The 15,464-nt window shown below is 40.8% G+C and carries 20 protein-coding genes, 2 tRNA genes, 1 rRNA gene, 1 pseudogene and 1 riboswitch; of the genes and pseudogenes, 2 read left to right on the plus strand and 22 right to left on the minus strand.

Annotation, left to right across the window (positions count from 1 at the left end; all coding sequences use genetic code 11):
• From JQM81_RS09060 to JQM81_RS09115, 12 genes are all read right to left on the minus strand, one after another.
• Positions 1-342 (minus strand): 16S ribosomal RNA (locus JQM81_RS09060); the annotation flags it as partial.
• Between the two features lie 350 nt (positions 343-692).
• A tRNA-Ser gene (locus tag JQM81_RS09065) sits at positions 693-782 on the minus strand.
• Positions 783-842: 60 nt separating this feature from the next.
• Positions 843-928 (minus strand) — tRNA-Ser (locus tag JQM81_RS09070).
• Positions 929-993: 65 nt separating this feature from the next.
• Entirely contained in the window at positions 994-1,743 is a 750-nt protein-coding gene (ispD, locus tag JQM81_RS09075; protein ID WP_235233192.1) for a 2-C-methyl-D-erythritol 4-phosphate cytidylyltransferase, read from the minus strand.
• A 28-nt stretch (positions 1,744-1,771) separates the two neighbouring features.
• Entirely contained in the window at positions 1,772-2,800 is a 1,029-nt protein-coding gene (gene tsaD / locus JQM81_RS09080) for a tRNA (adenosine(37)-N6)-threonylcarbamoyltransferase complex transferase subunit TsaD (protein WP_235233193.1), read from the minus strand.
• Positions 2,801-2,817: 17 nt separating this feature from the next.
• Entirely contained in the window at positions 2,818-3,726 is a 909-nt protein-coding gene (locus JQM81_RS09085) for a ribonuclease Z (protein WP_235233194.1), read from the minus strand.
• An 8-nt stretch (positions 3,727-3,734) separates the two neighbouring features.
• Positions 3,735-3,968: a hypothetical protein gene (locus tag JQM81_RS09090; RefSeq protein WP_235233195.1), complete on the minus strand. Its 234-nt coding sequence runs from the start codon at positions 3,966-3,968 to the stop codon at positions 3,735-3,737.
• Positions 3,969-4,074: 106 nt separating this feature from the next.
• On the minus strand, positions 4,075-4,518 hold the full coding sequence (gene rimI, locus JQM81_RS09095) for a ribosomal protein S18-alanine N-acetyltransferase (RefSeq protein WP_235233196.1): 444 nt from the start codon (positions 4,516-4,518) through the stop codon (positions 4,075-4,077).
• Position 4,519: 1 nt separating this feature from the next.
• Positions 4,520-5,554 carry a threonine aldolase family protein gene (locus tag JQM81_RS09100; RefSeq protein WP_235233197.1) on the minus strand — a complete coding sequence of 345 codons (1,035 nt, stop codon included), beginning with the start codon at positions 5,552-5,554 and terminating at the stop codon, positions 4,520-4,522.
• Entirely contained in the window at positions 5,547-6,272 is a 726-nt protein-coding gene (gene tsaB, locus JQM81_RS09105) for a tRNA (adenosine(37)-N6)-threonylcarbamoyltransferase complex dimerization subunit type 1 TsaB (protein WP_235233198.1), read from the minus strand. The genes JQM81_RS09100 and tsaB overlap by 8 nt, the downstream gene beginning before the upstream one ends.
• Entirely contained in the window at positions 6,260-6,685 is a 426-nt protein-coding gene (gene tsaE / locus JQM81_RS09110) for a tRNA (adenosine(37)-N6)-threonylcarbamoyltransferase complex ATPase subunit type 1 TsaE (RefSeq protein WP_235233199.1), read from the minus strand. The genes tsaB and tsaE overlap by 13 nt, the downstream gene beginning before the upstream one ends.
• 14 nt (positions 6,686-6,699) lie before the next feature.
• Positions 6,700-7,215, minus strand: coding sequence for a YcxB family protein (locus tag JQM81_RS09115; protein ID WP_235233200.1), 516 nt, complete (start codon positions 7,213-7,215; stop codon positions 6,700-6,702).
• Positions 7,216-7,335: 120 nt separating this feature from the next.
• Here JQM81_RS09115 and JQM81_RS09120 point away from each other — a divergent pair, with 120 nt between their 5' ends.
• The gene (locus JQM81_RS09120) at positions 7,336-7,704 is read left to right on the plus strand and encodes a VOC family protein (protein ID WP_235233201.1); all 369 of its coding nucleotides are present in this window, start codon (positions 7,336-7,338) and stop codon (positions 7,702-7,704) included.
• A gap of 80 nt (positions 7,705-7,784) precedes the next feature.
• On the opposite strand, the gene JQM81_RS09125 is transcribed toward JQM81_RS09120, so the two are convergent.
• The 8 genes from JQM81_RS09125 to JQM81_RS09160 all read right to left on the minus strand — a co-directional run bounded on the left by JQM81_RS09125 (position 7,785) and on the right by JQM81_RS09160 (position 13,179).
• On the minus strand, positions 7,785-8,414 hold the full coding sequence (locus JQM81_RS09125; RefSeq protein ID WP_235233202.1) for an ECF transporter S component: 630 nt from the start codon (positions 8,412-8,414) through the stop codon (positions 7,785-7,787).
• Positions 8,415-8,563: 149 nt separating this feature from the next.
• A riboswitch (FMN riboswitch) is annotated at positions 8,564-8,689 on the minus strand.
• Between the two features lie 55 nt (positions 8,690-8,744).
• Entirely contained in the window at positions 8,745-9,683 is a 939-nt protein-coding gene (locus JQM81_RS09130; RefSeq protein WP_235233203.1) for a radical SAM protein, read from the minus strand.
• A 49-nt stretch (positions 9,684-9,732) separates the two neighbouring features.
• Complete coding sequence (locus tag JQM81_RS09135) at positions 9,733-10,254, minus strand: nitroreductase (protein WP_235233204.1); 522 nt, start codon at positions 10,252-10,254, stop codon at positions 9,733-9,735.
• Between the two features lie 372 nt (positions 10,255-10,626).
• Complete coding sequence (locus JQM81_RS09140; RefSeq protein ID WP_328282610.1) at positions 10,627-10,842, minus strand: nucleotidyl transferase AbiEii/AbiGii toxin family protein; 216 nt, start codon at positions 10,840-10,842, stop codon at positions 10,627-10,629.
• A gap of 17 nt (positions 10,843-10,859) precedes the next feature.
• Positions 10,860-11,099, minus strand: a complete 240-nt coding sequence (locus JQM81_RS09145) for an Abortive infection protein AbiEii (protein ID WP_235233206.1) — start codon at positions 11,097-11,099, stop codon at positions 10,860-10,862.
• Positions 11,096-11,683 (minus strand): type IV toxin-antitoxin system AbiEi family antitoxin domain-containing protein, encoded by a 588-nt coding sequence (locus JQM81_RS09150; RefSeq protein ID WP_235233207.1) that lies wholly within the window; start codon positions 11,681-11,683, stop codon positions 11,096-11,098. Before JQM81_RS09150 ends, JQM81_RS09145 begins: the two co-directional genes overlap by 4 nt.
• 219 nt (positions 11,684-11,902) lie before the next feature.
• On the minus strand, positions 11,903-12,118 hold the full coding sequence (locus JQM81_RS09155; RefSeq protein WP_235233208.1) for an AAA family ATPase: 216 nt from the start codon (positions 12,116-12,118) through the stop codon (positions 11,903-11,905).
• A gap of 152 nt (positions 12,119-12,270) precedes the next feature.
• Positions 12,271-13,179, minus strand: coding sequence for an Abi family protein (locus tag JQM81_RS09160; RefSeq protein ID WP_235233209.1), 909 nt, complete (start codon positions 13,177-13,179; stop codon positions 12,271-12,273).
• A 513-nt stretch (positions 13,180-13,692) separates the two neighbouring features.
• Between JQM81_RS09160 and JQM81_RS09165 the strand changes: the two genes are divergently transcribed.
• Complete coding sequence (locus tag JQM81_RS09165) at positions 13,693-13,950, plus strand: hypothetical protein (protein ID WP_235233247.1); 258 nt, start codon at positions 13,693-13,695, stop codon at positions 13,948-13,950.
• Here the strand turns inward: JQM81_RS09165 and JQM81_RS13810 are convergent.
• Positions 13,921-14,028: pseudogene (locus JQM81_RS13810) on the minus strand (site-specific integrase); the annotation flags it as partial. The gene JQM81_RS09165 and the pseudogene JQM81_RS13810 sit on opposite strands and share 30 nt — an antisense overlap.
• A gap of 8 nt (positions 14,029-14,036) precedes the next feature.
• Positions 14,037-15,248 carry an ATP-binding protein gene (locus JQM81_RS09170; protein WP_235233210.1) on the minus strand — a complete coding sequence of 404 codons (1,212 nt, stop codon included), beginning with the start codon at positions 15,246-15,248 and terminating at the stop codon, positions 14,037-14,039.
• Positions 15,249-15,464: the final 216 nt, after the last annotated feature.

Below are 15,464 nucleotides of genomic sequence, written 5' to 3' on the forward strand. Positions count from 1 at the left end.
GTCTCAGTCCCAATGTGGCCGGTCACCCTCTCAGGTCGGCTACTGATCGTCGGCTTGGTAGGCCGTTACCCCACCAACTACCTAATCAGACGCGGGTCCATCTCATACCACCGGAGTTTTTACCACTATACCATGCGGTACCGTGGTCTTATGCGGTATTAGCAGCCATTTCTAACTGTTATCCCCCTGTATGAGGCAGGTTACCCACGCGTTACTCACCCGTCCGCCGCTCAGTCAATTAAGTCTTCATCCGAAGAATCAAACTTAAGTGCTTCGCTCGACTTGCATGTGTTAAGCACGCCGCCAGCGTTCATCCTGAGCCAGGATCAAACTCTCGTTAAAAAATCTGAAATCCGTTTTTACACAGACTTTAGAATCAAGTTCGTTCTGGGTCAAGAAAACTACTAGCTTTCTTATCCCTTTTACTGTTTTAAGGTCGACATTTAAATGTCTCGTTCTGAATTTTTCTCTTTAAGAAATCTTCAGGGTTGTTGTCTATTGTTTAATTATCAAGGTTCTTTTTTGTCTTTGTCTGTCTCTCACGAGTCAGCCTAAACATAATATCATGCGTCTCTTTAGTTTGTCAAGATATTTTTTCAACTTTTTTTGATTTTTTTCAACATCTTTTTCCACATTCAACATATGCATGTTTTCCTGCTTACAAACCACAAGATTTAGGCCCGCCAGACAAACGGAGAAAGAGGGATTTGAACCCTCGCGCCGCTATTAACGACCTACTCCCTTTCCAGGGGAGCCCCTTCGGCCAGCTTGGGTATTTCTCCAAATCTGCTCGATTTTTTCATATAAAAAACTACCAGCTAACCGGTTGGTAGTTTTTCAAGCGGAGAGGGTGGGATTCGAACCCACGCGCCCTCTCGGACAAACGGTTTTCAAGACCGCCTCGTTATGACCACTTCGATACCTCTCCACATATTTAATTGACGTCGTTTACCTCAGCGACAGTGATTATTCTAGCACACAAAGGATTCTTCGTCAATAGCTAATTTCCATTTTTTTATTTTTTCTCTCAGCTTTTCTTTCTTCCAAGAAAACTTTCGCAATTTCCAGATCTTCCGGTGTCGTAATCTTAATATTTTTGTATGAACCTTCGAATAATTTGACCGGTCGATTCATTGTCTGTTCAACAACCATGGCATCATCCGTTACATTAATGCATTCTTTCTTCATCAGCTGAGAATATGCCTCTTGAATCAACGAATTTTCAAATACTTGCGGCGTCTGAACCGCCCATACATACTTTCTCTCCGGTGTATTCACCGCAAATGTATCGTCATCTACTAATTTTATAGTATCTTTACTCGGCACACCAGCAACACAAGCCTTGTATTGTTCTACAGTGTAATATGCACGTTCCAAAATCTCTTCATCGACAAACATTCTCGCACCATCGTGGATATAAACATAACATTCTTCTCCTGCAATCATCCCAAGGCCCTGCCAGACAGAATCGAATCGTTCTTTTCCTCCCGCCACAATGGCACGAATCTTTGCGAAGCCATATTTTTCTACAATCTGATTCTGGGCATACTTCTCCTGACCTTCGCCCACCACCAGAATAATATCATCTATGATTTCTGATTTTTCAAAGCTTTCCAGCGTATAATAGATTAATGGTTTTCCATCTAATTCAATATATTGCTTCTGGACCGACGTCCCCATTCTCTTTCCCTGACCTGCTGCCAGTACAATTGCTGTACATCTTTTTTTACCTTGAATCTTCATATCCATTACTCCGTTTTTTTGAATCTTATTATCGTTCCCCGAGCTTCAGATTCGGAACCGCATTCAGATCCCATCCATGTCTGGTTCCATTCATATACTCATAATAAGCCGCTACCCCGATCATTGCCGCATTATCTGTACAATAAATCGGTGACGGATAATAGAATTTCACACCTCGTTCCTCACACGCTGTTTTCATAGCGGACCTAAGCGCACTGTTTGATGCCACACCGCCAGCAATCGCAAACTTATCTACATGATACTCTTCTACCGCATGCATTGCATTTGCTACAAGGACATCAGTAACTGCTTTCTGAAAAGAAGCAGCAATATCTGCCTGGTTATACTCCTGCCCTTTCATCTGGCAGCCATTGATATAATTCAACACTGAAGATTTTACGCCACTGAAGCTAAAATCATATGGGGCATCTTCTACATGTGCCCGCGGAAATATAATTGCTTCTGGATTCCCTTCTTTCGATACTTTATCAATCTTAGGACCCCCGGGATAGCCTAGCCCAATTGCCCTTGCCACTTTATCAAAAGCTTCTCCCGCCGCATCATCTCGGGTTCGCCCGATAATATCAAACTTTCCATAGTCCTTGACACGAACCAGATGGGTATGTCCACCCGAAACAACCAGAGAAAAGAATGGCGGTTCCAGATCTTTGTGTTCAATAAAATTAGCTGCAATATGGCCTTCAATATGATGCACACCTACCAATGGTTTCTTCGTTGCATATGCAATAGCTTTTGCCTCTGCCACCCCCACCAGGAGCGCTCCCACCAGTCCCGGACCATAAGTAACGCCAATCGCATCAATATCATCCAGCGTCACATGCGCCTCTTCCAATGCCGTCTCTATGACCTGATTTATTTTTTCAATATGCTTTCTGGACGCAATCTCAGGAACCACACCCCCATATAATGTGTGAAGTGCAATCTGTGAAGATATGATATTCGATAAGACTTCCCGTCCATTTTTCACTACTGCTGCTGCCGTCTCATCGCAGGAGCTCTCAATTGCCAGAATTAATACATCTTTCTTTTCGCTCATAACTATACCTTTCCCTACTAATCAGAAAATACAAGTTCCACAGAACGCTTATCTTTTGCTGCGATTGCTCTTGGGAATATCTCCCTTACTGCATCCATATAATCTTCTGGCCTTGTCAATGATGGACTATAATGCGTCAGCCACATCTCTTTTACATCCGCTTCTTTGGCAAGCTGTGCAGCTTCGTAAAACGTCATATGCTTGTATTCTTTTGCTTTTTTCAGTTTATCCTTTTCTCCATACATTCCTTCACAGATAAACAAGTCCGAACCAGCTGCATTTGTCTTAATGGATTCTGTTGGTCGGGTATCTGTACAATAGGTCAGCTTAATTCCCTTTCTTGCAGGGCCAAGCACCATATCCGGTGTATAGATCTGCTCACCGGTATTGACCGTCTCTCCTTTTTGCAGAGTCCCCCAATACCGTTGTGGAATCTGAGCAGCATTTGCACGCTCCACATCGAACTTTCCGGCACGGTCGATCTCCATAGTATAACCATAGCATGTCACATTATGATTAACACGAAATGCTTTTAGCCGGTAGCCATTCATCTCGAATGTCTTCTCCGGCTCATTGACTTCTATATATTTAATAGCAAACGGAAGCTCTGGTGCAATAACACGAAGTGCATTCACTACACGTTCCAGCCCCTTAGGTCCAATTAATGTCAGCGGTTCCGTCCGGTCCGCATTTCCCATCGTAAGAAGCATTCCTGGGAGTCCGCTGATATGATCTCCATGATAATGGGTAAAACAGATGACATCAATGGGTTTAAAGCTCCATCCCTTTTCCTTGATTGCAATCTGAGTTCCTTCCCCACAATCGATCAATATACTGCTGCCATTATACCGCACCATAAGAGCTGTCAGCCAACGATACGGCAACGGCATCATCCCTCCGGTTCCTAACAAACATACATCTAACATATTTTACCTCAATTTTCTATTTTGATTTGAAAACTTTCCACCAATTCATCATAGCAGTCCTCGCAAAGGTCAAATCGATCCACCTGATTATCTTTTCTTGAATGATACCCCCAGCGTTTTTCGACTTCTAACACATCCTCCTGGGGAATCCCTCCACGAACCCAAATCTCTTTGCCACATTTATTGCATATGATTTTTTCAACTTTATTTTTTTCTTCTAATTCTGTTCTAAACTGGCGCATACAATTCCTCCTGTGAGTATCCTGTCACTTCTTCTTTCTTGTTACGCCTACATTATATCTACTGTCAGCCTTGCTTTCCAGTGGGAACTGCTGTCATAACTGCCAGCTATTTCCCAAGTTGTCTGCTCATTAATATTGCATCTTCTTTTGGGTCTGTATAAAAGTCCTTGCGAATTCCATCTTCGACAAAGCCACAGCCCTTATAAAAGGCAATCGCCGCCTCATTGCTCTCTCTAACATCCAGCATCAGATTCACGATCCCTTTTTCTTCACAGAAGTTTTCTAGCGCCAACATCATATGACCAGCCACCCCTTGTCGCCTGCAAGATGCATCCACAGCAATTCTGGCAATCTCTCCCTCATCCAACACATAATATACAATCAGGTAACCTGCCAGATGTTCATTCTGCCACGCCCCCAGAAGCACTGTATTCTTCTGGGATAATGTTTCACCTATAGCATTCGCCGACCATGAATCTGAAAATATTTCCCGTTCCAAAGCAGCTATCTTATTAATGTCATTTTCGTCAATCTTACGAACTTCTAACATATTATAACGCCTCGATATCCTTAATCAACTGATCTACTGCTTCCTTCTTGGTTGCCCAGCTTGTACAAAATCGCACAGCGCTATGAGAAGCATCTACAGCCTCCCAAAAGGAAAATGAATATTTATCTTTTATTGCATCTATATGCTCATTTGGCATAATCGGAAACTGTTGATTCGTATACGAATCATATCTTAGTGGATATCCCTTCTTCACAAACGCTTCTTTCAACCGCATGGCTAATTGATCTGCATATTCTGCAATTTCAAAATACAGTCCATCTTCGAACAACGTCTCAAACTGAATGCCGAGCAATCTTCCTTTTGCAAGCATACCGCCATGTTGTTTGATAAGATATCGAAAATCCTTCTTAAGCGCTGGATTCACAATAACAACCGCCTCGCCAAACAATGCCCCTACCTTCGTTCCACCAATATAAAACACATCTGTCAAAGCAGCAATATCTTCTAATGCAAGCGCATTCTCCTCAGACATCAGGCCATATCCCATTCTCGCTCCATCCAAAAACAATGGAAGTCCCAGCTCCTCACAAGTCTCGTGCAGTGCCCGCAATTCTTCTTTACTATACAATGTTCCATTCTCCGTTGGCTGGGAGATATATACCATTCCCGGCTGTACCATATGCTCATGGGTATCATCATTCCAATGAGCATCATACATCTCGCGAACCTGAGCAGCGGTAATCTTACCATCTTCACTTGGAAGCGGCAGCACTTTATGTCCAGTCGCTTCAATCGCACCTGTCTCATGTACATTAATATGTCCGGTCACCGCCGCAACGACCCCTTGATGCGGACGAAGGATGGAACTGATCACTGTAAAGTTCGTCTGTGTCCCGCCCACGAGAAAATGCACATCCACATCATCCCGCCCGCAGGCCCTGCAGATCAGCTTTCTTGCATTCTCGCAATGGGGATCCTCTCCATAACCTGCCGTCTGTTCAAAATTCGTTTCTTCTAATTTCTCTAAAATCCGAGGATGAGCTCCCTCCAGATAATCACATTCAAATCTAATCATGTCCAAGTCTCTCCTTTCTCTCACGTTCTGCCTGCGATACACGCAGATAATCCGGCTGATGTTCCGCGGCAGTTTCTATCTTGCCCGCACGATAATATGCAACCGCAAGAGCTCCCACAGATGCCGCTCTCTGTCGATTCATATTCGCCGGTGCAAAAGAGACCTTCTTTCCAGACATAATACGATTCTCAAGAACATCACGAAATACCGGAACTCCATCTCCAAGAAATATAATCTCTTTTTCTACATTCTGAAGCTTCTCACCCAATTCCTCAACACTGATTGCCATCTGATCTTCCAGGATCACCAATTCATCTCCGTCAAATTCATAGATTCCTGTATAGACCTGGCCTCTTCTGGCATCCATAATCGGGCACACAATCTTATCCGTACCACACAGATTATAAGCTAATCCTTCCAATGTCGGTATATGAATCAATGGTTTTTTCAGTGCCAGTCCAAGTCCCTTCGCGGTCGCCGATCCAATTCGCAATCCGGTAAATGATCCCGGTCCCGCTGCCACTGCTATGGCATCGATACTCTCCATATCCAATTCTATCATCTTTGCCACTTCGTCCAACATTGGAAGCAGAGTCTGAGAATGAGTCTTCTTATAATTCACCGTATATTCTGCTATTGTCTCCTGTTCCACCGGTCCCGCTTCCACAATTGCTACACTGGCCACAAGGCCAGAACTGTCTAATGCTAATATTCGCATACGCTAACCCTCCGATAATCAAATCCCTTTTCCAAATCCTTCTCTATCTTAATCTCCGTATAATGTTCCGGAAGAATCTCTTCTATCAGATTTGCCCACTCAATCAGACTTACTCCTTCTCCATAGATGTAATCTTCATATCCAATCTCATCCATCTCTTCTACATCACCAATCCGATACACATCAAAATGATAGAAGGGCAGGCGCCCTTCTTCATATATCTGTACAATGGTAAATGTAGGACTGCTGACAGGTTCTTCAATACCAAGTCCTGCTGCCAACCCTTTTGTAAAAACAGTCTTACCGACTCCCAGATCTCCAACCAGCGTATAGACCTGCCCTGCTTTGACAGACTGACCCATCTTAAATCCAAGTTCATAAGTCTCTTTCTCACTATTCGTCTCAATTATCATAAGAAAAATCCTTTCTATCTCTTCTTATCCAGTCGGCGGATTCTCACCGCCGGTGCCGGCATATGTGCATATATCATATCTACAACCGCTGTATATTCTTCTGCCATCTGATCTACCGGAAGAATAATTGCACGTTTCTGGGCATCATATAATATAATAATCCTTTTTTTGGATACTGCACGTTTAAACTTACTCCAGGAAGCTTTCCCACTGTCATCCGGAGTTGTAGTCTCTATTCCATAATCATCGAATTCATAAGTGACCGGTATATCCAGCCTCCTCGAATTCTGCATCTGACGTTCCACTTTTCTCTTGATAATATAAGGAAATATAAAGAATATTATCAATGCAAATATTAAGAAAAGTCCCATAAAAAGGTACTTTCCCTTCATAGCGAATGCCATCGTCAAGCCGATATTAATACCTCCCAAAATAAAGGAACCTATACCAACTGCCCCAGAATAAATGTGATATGTCATAAAATCTACCATCGATTGAACATCCATCTTCACTTCTACCTTCACTGACATATTCCCATCCCCCCTTCATTATTAATACTCTGTGGAGATAAGTATAACACATCTTTTTTTCTTCGGCTACTGATGTTATACTTATTTTGTATTTGAAAATATGTAACAGGAGGATGATCTATGAAGTTTACATTTTATCATAACAACATCAATGTATTGGATCTGGAAAAGTCTGTAAAATTCTATGAAGAGGCTCTGGGGCTTTCCATTACTCGTGAAAAAGAAGCGGAAGATGGCAGTTTCAAACTTGTGTTTATGGGAGACAACACCACTCCACATCTTCTAGAACTGACCTGGCTTCGTGATATGGACAGACCTTACAATCTTGGAGACAATGAATTTCACCTGGCAATGCGGGTAGATGACATGGATGCTGCACTGGCACATCACAAAGACATGAACTGTGTATGTTTTGAAAATCTGAAGATGGGTGTATATTTTATCAATGACCCCGATGGATATTGGATTGAGATCTGTCCGGCCGAATAGTCTATTATGACATTACTCCCAATATCAAAGAGCGCCAAAGAGATTTCTTTGGCGCTGATATATTCTAGTCATTTTTCATTTTAGATTCTTGCCTTCAGAATCGGGCTGATTTTCTTATAAATCAAAAATACAATCAAAGATACCAGAAATCCTTTCAACAGATTAAATGGTGCCACTGCGAAGATCACAAATGTTGTAAGACTGGTAATATGGCTATTTACTGCGGTTCCCATTCCTACCAGTGCATCAATTGGCATGCCAAATGCTTTTGCATAAGTCGGCAGTAATACGAACGCATTCAGAAAACAGCCAATAAATGTCATAAACAAAGTACCTGTTACCATTCCTATGATTGCACCTGTTCTGGTACGTTTCTTCTTATAAATCACTGCTGCCGGTATAACAAATGCACAACCAATCAGGAAATTAGCAACTTCTCCGACACCAGCCGTAGCTGTCCCGTTGATTGCAAAGTTTAAAAGAATTTTAAGCAATTCAATAATCGCTCCGGCAAGTGGTCCCATAGTAAAACATCCAATCAATACCGGCACTTCACTAAAATCAATCTCATAAAACGATGGTGCAAAAGGAAGAGGGATCTCAAATAGCATCAAAACCACCGCAATGGCGGAAAGCATTCCCATCTGCGCCATCATTCTTACTTTTGTTCCTGAATTTCCTTTTGTTTTCACTACTGCATCTGTACTCATCTGTCTTTCTCTCCTTTTAATAAATATTAGAAACTGTCAAGAAAGAAAATCTTCTTGGAATCATGTAACCACAGCAGAATTAATATTCTATAAATTAAGAAATCCCCGACACTTTCGTATCGGGGTCTGTTGATATATCCATATATTACACAATCCTTCTCTCATCCAGACTTTACTGTCGGTTCTGGAATCTCACCAGATCAGCTGATGCCATAATACATCAGGTCGCGGACTATACCGCCGGTTGGGACTTGCACCCGACCCCGAAGAATTTCTTATCAGTTCAAAATTATTATAGCGCTACATACACGATGTTGCAATACATTTTTACTATTTATTCATCTCCCAAACCGGCATATGATCTTCACACCGCTCAAGATTCGGGCACTCTCCATAGACCAACGAATAGATCGGCGACTCTTCTTCGTATCTCTGAATCGCCTTGTCCAGTTTCGCAAGCATCTTCTCTCTGTCATGTGGCAAGGTTCCCCGAACACGAAATTCTATAAAATCATGAAAGCCATCATACAAAATACTCTGCTCTTCTCTGACATTCAGTCGTTCAATCAATGTCCTCTCTTCTCTTAGATTCTCCAACTCGTCTGCCGGAACGAATCGTCCTGCCTCCACTTCTTTGTAAAGAGGTACTTCTTTATGTAGGAACATAGAAAAATTCACCACATGCTTCGGATGTGTCCGACCCAGGAATTCTGCCATTGCCTCTGCATTCTCCTGGCCTCTTCCGTGCCCGGCTACACCCGTCATAATATGCGCATCATAAATCAGCCCCGCGTCTTGAAGTCTCTTGATCTCCGTATAAGCCTGGTCAAGATCATGATCCTTCTCCATAAAATTCAGCACATCATCCAAACCGCTTTCAATTCCAAGATACAGATGTCGCACACCTTGTTCATACAAAATCCGAAGCTCCTCATCTGTCTTCACACGGATGCTGGTTACCGTTGTATCCATATTGATGCACTGACATTCTGGGAAATAATTATGTATTTTTTCAAGAATCTTCAATAACTGTTCCGTCTTAAGTCCAAATGCATTGCCGTCTCCCAAAAATATCTTCTTAGGCATCCCACCTAGATTCTTAACTCGTCTAAGTTCATCCTCAATCTGCTCCATGGGAAGCTCCCGATACTTTAGATGGCGGAACAGATTACAGAATTTACATCTATTATAAGAACACCCCACCATAACCGGAAGCATAAAGGAGGAGCGTTCCATGGGCGCACGGCATATCTGACCTTCGTAATCCATTCATCTTCCTCCTTGTCATTTCATATGCCAGGAACTGTCGGTTCGATTATTACTCCACGTAATAGACATAATCCTCTTTGCGAGGTTTCGTCTCCGGGTAATCCCCTTCTACATATCCAATCACACAATGACCAATTCCTTCGTAATCTCCTTCTACTCCCCATTTCTTCAGAAGTTCTTTCCCATCTTCAGATTCAAATTCTTCTTTTGCACGATGGATCCAACAACTTCCAAGTCCCAGAGAATGTGCCGCATTCATCATATTTCCCATTACAAGGCTTCCATCATAGAGGTAAGTCGGTCTGCTCTTATCAGCCAGTACAATCAAAACTACCGGCGCACCATAAAATGGATCTGTATCCGTTCCCATAATTGCCGCATTCATAGCGGACAGCTTATCCCTTGTCTCCTGATCAGTTACAGCAATAATAACCGGAGACTGGCGATTCATTCCCGTTGCAGCATATGTGCCGGCTTTGACAATCTCTTCTATATCTTCCTTTTTTACCATGTCAGGTTTGTAAGCACGAATACTTCTTCGCTCTATCATGTTCTTGATGCTTTCGTTCATAATGATAGCCCTCCTGTTGTTATGATTTCTATAGAAATAAAATAGCACTATGGGGATGGGTTGGCAAGAGGTGTGACCGTTTTAACAAAAATGTAAACAGCAGATGTTGCCGTGGCAGATGAATAGTACTTTTATCATTATATTTTTCCTCCTGAGATGCCTCGTTTTGTCCTATTTTACGCACTTTTTTGGTTTTCTTCAAGACTTACAGTTTTCCGGAAACTGTGGCAAAAATGGCAAAATACGGCAGTTCTAGACCAAGTATAGTAGTCTGTAAAGGGAGGCAGACTACCGCGATTTTTGAACCTTTTAACGATAGAAAAGGGAAGTGGGTACAATCTATTCTCGCATATAATCTCATTCACACTTATTCTAATAAATCTTCAATTCTACACCATTAAGATCATATCTGTCAGCCAAAACATAGATATCATAGAAATCCTTATATCTACCATTTGCAAGGCCCAAAGAAACAAAAGCCTCAAACTTTTCTGCTATGACGGAATAAATCGAATAGGCATATACCTCCGGAACTTCCATATCCAGCAGAACCGGGAACTCCATTTTCATTCTTTCTGGATACACCACATCACCAAAACCAATATCTATTGATACCGGAACCTTGGTTCTGTCCAGGTATCCATTGTTGCACGGGCATACTCTCCATCAAATAGTGCATACAAAAAAATACCACCCTTTAGTGTAAATCTCTCTACATAATTTGAAACAGATAATCTATATATTGTTCTCTCCAAACCATATGTGACCAACTTATCCTGCATAGTCTTTCCATCTTCTATCGCCAGTTTCTTTAATCTGTCCTTTACGGATACAGCATTTTTCATACCAGCACCTCCAGATACATTTTCATTACCTCTCCACATTTGAGCATCTCTGCATATCTGATTAGCCTATTCAGATTACGGTCACTCCGATGCAGATAAGTTGTAAGAACTTCCTTTGTTTCCTCAATTCCAATTTTTTCCCTGTAGAAAACAATATCAACAACAGTTTTCTCGATATCGTAAATGCGAAATCTGTTATTTCCATCTTCTACGGTCTCGATGCCAATACCAAACCGGTCATCTGTAAAATAGCGTACATTCAGTTCCGGCCAATCCGGTAGTGTTGATACCTTTGCTTTTCTCGGAATTGCTACATCAATGGCATCCGGGCGATAAGTAGACAGTTTATAATACACGGCTGCACTCAGCAGACAAACTACTCCGTCTGGTACAAATGCATAGGCATAGTAGAAATCTGATCCCTTACCATCAAAATTTGCATTTTCATAATACTTTTTATTCAGTTTTATCAGGATCCCCTGGTCAACCATCTGATTGATTTTATAATATGAAAAACCTTTATCTTTCAGCTCTTGAACCGAAAAAATCATTTGGTCATTGGAAATCTGTGCCGTCTTTGTCATCTTTCTCACCTCAATTCCAGTATATCCAAATTCGTGATAATTATTTAAATAATTTTCGGCACTTTATTACTTTGCCGAATTTAATTAAAATTATAGTAATTATTTCACGCTTTGTCAATGGATTTTCAGTGAGCTACCCCATCTTTCATTTCGCGACTGCACACGCAGCACTCACCCGCCGTTCTATAGAAGATAGGTCTGTAGAGATTTTGATAGCCCCTAATATTTTTCCTTCGCAGCATCATTTATATCTATCCAAGATAGGCTCTTTCCTGAGAAACTTGATTCATCTGTTAGAAATGGTAAAGTCACTGCTCGTAACAGATTACTTTTTCCGCTATTGTTTTCACCTATAAAAACAACAGTCTCTCCCAGACAAATATCTACATCTTTCAGATTTCTATAATTTTTTATGATTAATCGTGAAATTTTCATAGGCTTCTCCTGAATCAACTTAATTCTTCCAGAATAGTATACTATAAAAAATGGCGAAGTGCTTATCGTAACACTTCGCCGAAAGCCTAACCGGTTTGAGCATAAAATGCTTGGTTAGGTCTGCTTTACTATTTTATGCAGTTCTACTGCGTTTATACACTTAGATGTGCTTTCCAATCTGTCGGAAGATTCATCGCTGTAAGACTGATTACACCAATATTATTTTGAATCAGCTTATCAAAGGCATTCACAAATACTGTCCACTCCTCATCGGATGAACGCAGATACTTCATCGCCAGTAAGATTTGATACAAACCGTTATGTGCCGGTGGTGGTGTAACTTTATCTGCATCCAGAATTTCCGGTGTCGTATGTATTGTGCGGTTGTAAATTCTGGAATTATGAGCACACATATTGCGCAATACTGAAACACCCTGTATCCATGAAGCAAACATTTTCTGTGATGGATTTACCAAATTTCCTTTTTTCGATTTATACTGATAATTAGCTGCCAATATAGAATATGAGCTTCCAGTACCTGTTTTCAAATTTTTAATTATCTTCGATAACGTACCAAATGAAAGAACTTCAACAGCTGCCCATACAGGCACCTCTCCATCATGATTATCAAAATTATATTTGATAAACACATCATTAGAACGAGCAATTTCTGACGCTACTGTAGACATATTCTGCCAATACAGTTTTTTCTCTTTAAAAATCGATGAATCCTGCAAAATAAGTGGTTCTCCGTGTATAAGTAACGATTCCACTAATTGTACTCTCAAAGCCACCTCAATCTTAGAAATCATTGAAAAAATCAAAGCAGATAATTCCTGATCAAACTGATACAACTTTAAAATATCTTCAAACTTTGTTCCTGGAACATACTTCTTTGTAACATTATCATATAAGTGGAAAGAGTATCCACGCAAACGATAAAACCCAACTGCCTTTAATGCCTTTTCTACGTCCGCACGAGAAGTAATTACCATTCCTGCATCAATATATGATTGTACCTGATGTGCTATTGTTAATATTTGTTTTGGATATTGATACATAAAACACCCCATAAATGAAAAAGTCCCACCGGGTTGCGCATGAAAATCAGAGGCGTGGTGGGTTCTGTTACTATCATTATACAACTTTTATTGTGACTGTCAAGATTCCTTTTTCTTGAGTTTCCGCAGTCTTATCTACCTGAAGCCCGCTCTACGGCATTGTCTATCCACAACTTTAAAAAAATGCCCAAAATATAAGGAATCCTGTTCCTTTTTGATGTAAAATTAAATCACCACAAAATAACCGTACTAAACAAAAAGAAGGAGGATTCCCTGTGGTTAATTTTACATCAAATACGTATCAAATGAAACGGGAAATTTTATCTTTTTCCAATAAAATTTCCAGAAACCTTCCAAAAGGGACTCCGAAAGCTGCTCTTAAGACTTATCTGACGCTGGTCAGAAAATGGTGTCCCAGCCATCAACGATATCACGTTCTCTGCAATGGAACGTGCAGCTGCTTTATTCGAAAAAGCAACCTTTGTCATGGATCGAGGTTATGATGATAACAAGATGTTCCTGAAGCTGGATTCCATGAGGCAGGATTATATCATTCGTCTGACTGCAAAGCGTAAGTTCCTATATCACAATAAGTGGGTATTTGCTACGGAGCTGCGTAACCGCAGGAAAGGCAAGGTAAAACTTCCTCTGTTTTACAAAGGCAAAATACATGATGCTTATCTTTCCCATGTAAAAGTGCAGATCACTGCTTCCAGGAAAGATATTTATCTCGTCCTTGTCTATGGAATTACGGAACATCAGATACTGTAATGACTTTGGATTGATTCCTGTCTTTGCCATGTTGCTGCAGTAAGTATGGTGGCATACATGAGGTGTCACTTCTGGTATCATCCACATTAGTATTCCCTACTCAAAAGGAAATCCGCAACATGCATACTCTTAATGCCTTCATAATTACCTCCGGCAAATTCGTCAGTTCGAAGAACGTATTTCGGATAGTTATCTTTTATTTCAAGTAGACGATCATACTCTCTTCGCTCGGTTTTCTCAGATCGTATTTCCTGAGTAACCTGCACATACAGTTTTTCACCTTGACGCTGCGCGACAAAATCAACCTCACCATCTGCTGTCTTACCTATATTAACCTCGTATCCTCGCCTGCAAAGTTCTAGATAGACAACATTTTCCAAACTGGAAGCAACGCTGTCCGGATGATACCCCAGAACACTATATCGAAGCGCAGTATCTGCAAGATAAAATTTTTCCTGTGTCTTCAGAATCTCTTTCCCCTGCAGATCATATCTGGAGCAACGATGTAGTAGATATGCCTTTTCCAGTTTTTCCAAATAACTGTATACAGTCTCATTATCTATCTTTCTATGCTCTGATTTCAAATAGTCTGAAATGGATTTTGCAGAAAAAGTATTTCCCACATTAGAAAATGTGTATTTAACCACTCGCTCCAACTGATCAACTTTACGAATCTGGTTTTTCCTTACAATATCAGAAAAGATTGTCGAATTGTAAATATCGCGAACGATAGTATAAACCTCATCCTGTGAATAATCACGCAGATGTGTTGCCGGGAAGCCTCCAAGACGAATATAATCTGCAAGTTCCGCATGAACATCTTTTACTTCTGTATACTCTTTCCGGAAAGTCAGATACTCTTCAAAGGAAAGAGGGAAAATACGAAAAGAAACATATCGTCCCGTAAGATAAGTTGAAATTTCCGAAGACATCATACGAGAGTTGGATCCAGTTACATACAGATCCACATCGTAATCACTGGCCAACGAATCCACAACCTTTTCCCACCCTTCAATTTCCTGTACTTCATCAAGAAAGAGGTAGGTCTTTTTGTTTTCACTAAACTTTGCTTTCACAGCTTCAAACATCTGCTTTGCAGTCATATCCTCATATTCCATGGAATCAAATCGCATGGATACAATTTGGTCTTCCGAGATTCCTCTTTCATTCTGCAGCTTTTCCATAATCATTTTCAATATTGTGGATTTTCCACAACGGCGAACACCAGTGAGTACTTTTACAAATGGCGTGTCTGTGTAAACCATGATTTTCTCTGTATAAAGCGGTCTGTTAATCATATCTACCACCTCCATATCATTATATTACCGCAATTAACCCATATTTTCAATAAGTTTTGCGGTTATAACCAGAAACTATTGCAAAATGAATAATTTAATTCGATTTAAAATATATTATTAGTTTTGTACTCGCAATTTAGTCAACTGTACTTTAGTAAATTATACTTGGCTAAAATCCAAATCATTTCTCTTACTATATTGTAGCCCAAAATAACC

Origin of the sequence: Faecalicatena contorta (genome assembly GCF_021531895.1) — a bacterium.
Taxonomy (GTDB): Bacteria; Bacillota; Clostridia; order Lachnospirales; family Lachnospiraceae; genus JAFBIX01.